The 3441-nt window shown below is 71.0% G+C and carries 1 protein-coding gene and 2 pseudogenes; all 3 read left to right on the plus strand.

The window, feature by feature from the left end; genetic code table 11:
* A pseudogene (locus ACFWY6_RS38900) lies at nucleotides 1-1386 on the plus strand (hypothetical protein); the annotation flags it as partial.
* A gap of 161 nt (nucleotides 1387-1547) precedes the next feature.
* Nucleotides 1548-2435, plus strand: coding sequence for a FadR/GntR family transcriptional regulator (locus ACFWY6_RS38905; protein ID WP_384700689.1), 888 nt, complete (start codon nucleotides 1548-1550; stop codon nucleotides 2433-2435).
* 441 nt (nucleotides 2436-2876) lie between these two features.
* Nucleotides 2877-3441: pseudogene (locus ACFWY6_RS38910) on the plus strand (RNA polymerase sigma factor); the annotation flags it as partial.

Below are 3441 nucleotides of genomic sequence, written 5' to 3' on the forward strand. Positions count from 1 at the left end.
GAGTCCTCCGGCGCGGCGGATTCGATCGACCGCGCGGACGCGGATCGGCAGCCGGCACCGGAGGGCGAAGGCGGAGACGAGAGCGGGCGCTCGGGCGAGATTCCGCTGGCGGCAGCGCCCCGGGCGGTAGCGGGCGAACCGCGGCTTGAGATCACGGCGACCGGGGTGGTCGACCCCCGGCCCGAGGCCGCTGCCCCCCGAGCGGCAGTGGCCGCCCCGGAGCCTGAGATCCCGGCGACGCGGGCCGCTGCCCTCGAACCCGGGCCTGAGACCGCTGCCGCCCGGGCTGCAGTGGCCGACCCGCGGCTTGAGACCGCGGGGCCGCGGGCGGCTGCGTTCGATCCGCGGTTTGACCCCGCTGTCCCCCAGGCGTCTGCGGCCGACCCACAGCCTGAGACCGCTGCCCCCCAGGCCACTGCTGCCGACCCACAGCCCCAGACCGCTGCGCCCCCGGCCGCAATGGGCGACCCGCAGCCCGAGACCGAACCCAAGGCCAAGATCATCGTCCCGCTTGCCACTGAAGCCCCGCAAGCAACCGAATCCGCGCTTGCCCCGTCCACTCCGCGGTCGCAAGCCCCCATGTCTCCTTTGCCGCCCCCCATCTCGGTCCGTCCGTCGCGCGGCCCGCTGCGCCCCCTCCGTTACGAGCTGCGCCGCGCTGCCGGTGTCGGCACCGGATACCTCACCGCGGCTGCCGTGCTCGCCGTCTCCGCCGTCGTCTGCGTCTTCCTCGCCAGGAGCGGGCACACGCCGCAGTCGCGTCTGCTGGCGGCCTGGCCCCAGGAACTCCCCTTGCCGCCCGCGGCCCTTGGTGCCGGGCTGCTTGGCGCTCTCGCCTTCGGCGAAGAGTTCCGTCATCCCGCCCTCGCCGCAGACCAGGGCACCGTCCCGCGCCGCCTGGGGCTGCTCTGCGCCAAGTTGCTCGTCGCGGCGGGCACCGCGCTTGTGCTGGGCCTGTTGGTCGTCGCCGCCGATGCTGCGGTGCTCCACTTGGTATACGGATACGCGCTCACGGAAGTTCCCGCCGACTGGCTCTCGCTGAGCGCGAGTTGGGTCGCCCTGGTGGTGGGGTGCGCCTGGGCAGGCGTTCTCGCCGGGGGAGTCTTCCGGTCGACCGCCGCCGGCCTGGCCGCGGTCGTCGCGGTGCCGATCGTCGTCGTACCCCTCGTACAAAAGGCCTTGGAGGGACCGTCTGTGCGATCGGCGGCGGGTCTGCCGGGAAGGCTGCGTGATCTCGCTCTGGTGCAGTGGCCGTTCGGTGCGGAGCGGTATCTGGCCGGCGGTGTTCGGATGATCGCTCAACCTGTGGGCAGTGCACTGATGTTGTCGCTGACCGCTCTGCTCTGCGCGTTTCTGCTCACGACGATGCGTAGCCGAGTCCGATAACGACCGCCCGGCGCTTCCCTACCCGTGCTGCGCGCAACTCCCCGGAGAACGCCCATTTCTTTCCGATAAGGCGTCAATTGCGACGGGGTAAGCGATCACCCTTTCGTGTGCTTTTCACCAAAGACCTCAAGGGACTTGGGGGCCACGCCGACAAAGGATCCGTGAGTACCCTTGCGCACACCATGATGACCGCCGCCCGCTCCGCAGACTCCGGCCTCGCCGGCCCGGGCGAACTCGACCGCTACCCCTACGCGGAGGCCCCCGGTGCCGACCGCGTAGTCGCGCCCTCGTGGGACGCCGCCGACCAGGATCTCGGCCGTGTGGGCCGACGCGCCGCCGGCAGCCGCGGCCGCGGGCTGCACGGCCAACTCGTCCAGCAGCTCGGGCAGATGATCGTCTCCGGGGATCTGGGCGCCGACCGCCCGCTGGTCCCCGAGGAGATCGGCCAGCGCTTCGAGGTCTCCCGCACCGTCGTCCGCGAGTCGCTGCGCGTGCTCGAGGCCAAGGGTCTGGTCAGCGCCCGTCCCAACGTCGGCACGCGCGTGCGCCCCGTCAGCGACTGGAACCTCCTCGACCCGGACATCATCGAGTGGCGGGCGTTCGGGCCGCAGCGCGACGACCAGCGGCGTGAGCTCAGCGAGCTGCGCTGGACGATCGAGCCCCTCGCCGCCCGGCTCGCCGCGGGGCACGGACGTGAGGAGGTGCAGCAGCGGCTCGCCGACATGGTGGAGATCATGGGCCACTCCTTGAGCCAGGGTGACGCGATCACCTTCTCCCGCGCCGACGCCGAGTTCCACTCGCTGCTCATCCAGCTCGCCAGCAACCGCATGCTGGAGCACCTGTCCGGCATCGTCTCGGCCGCGCTCCAGGTGTCCGGCGGTCCGGTCACGGGCTGTGACCGGCCCACCGAGGCGTCCCTGGTCCACCACTCGCGCATCGCCGACGCCCTCGCTGCGGGCGACGGTCCGGGCGCCGAGGCCGCCATGCGGCAGCTGCTCACCGTCCACCCGGAGGTGGAGCGCGTCGTGCCCGCCCCCCGCGAGCACTGACTGTCCGGGTCTGCGGCAGTACGGCCGGCGCATGCGCCCCGCGGCCTCACCTCATCACTCCGTTGACGTGGCACCGTCGCCGGACCTGTGCGGGTTCCTCGGGGAATCCGGTGGGGTCCGGCGACGGTGTTGTTGCCCTCGTGGAGACGGCCAATGCCCTCATGGAGCAGGTCAAGGAATGGATTCTGGTCAGTTTTGACAGTGCCTGGACGCTTTTGAGTGCTTACGGGGTGTGACTCGGGCCACGTAGATTGGGCGTAACGCTCCTCGGGGCAGCGCGATGACCTAAGAGGTGATAGCCGAGGAGGGAATACAGACGTCGTCCGCGACGCTGTGTAGCTCCCCGGCCCGCCTGCGCCGTCGACCCATCCCCAGTCGTCGGTCGTCGGTCCTGGTCCACAATGGACTGGGCCGGAAGCCGTTTTCCAACGTTCCGAGAGGTTGTTCGTGTCGGCCAGCACATCCCGTACGCTCCCGCCGGAGATCGCCGAATCCGTCTCTGTCATGGCGCTCATCGAGCGGGGAAAGGCTGATGGGCAGATCGCCGGCGATGACGTGCGTCGTGCCTTCGAAGCTGACCAGATTCCGGCCACTCAGTGGAAGAACGTTCTGCGCAGCCTCAACCAGATCCTCGAGGAAGAGGGTGTGACGCTGATGGTCAGTGCCGCGGAGCCGAAGCGCCCCCGCAAGAGCGTCGCAGCGAAGAGCCCGGCCAAGCGCACCGCGACCAAGACCGTCGCGGCCAAGACGGCCACGGCGAAGCAGGCCACCGCGACCGCCGCCCCCGAGGCGTCGGCCGCAGATGTCGCAGCTGAGGACGCGCCCGCGAAGAAGGTCGCTGCCAAGAAGACGACGGCAAAGAAGGCCGTCGCCAAGAAGACGGGGGCGCCCAAAGCGCCGGGCAAAAAAAGTGGGTGCAATGAGCAGCCGAAGCTGGGCGACGAGGCCGCCCCCGCGCCGCCCCCCCCCCGCCACCCCCGCGGGGGGGGGGGGGGGCCGCCCCCCC

Source organism: Streptomyces sp. NPDC059037, from assembly GCF_042740015.1.
Taxonomy (GTDB): Bacteria; Actinomycetota; Actinomycetes; order Streptomycetales; family Streptomycetaceae; genus Streptomyces.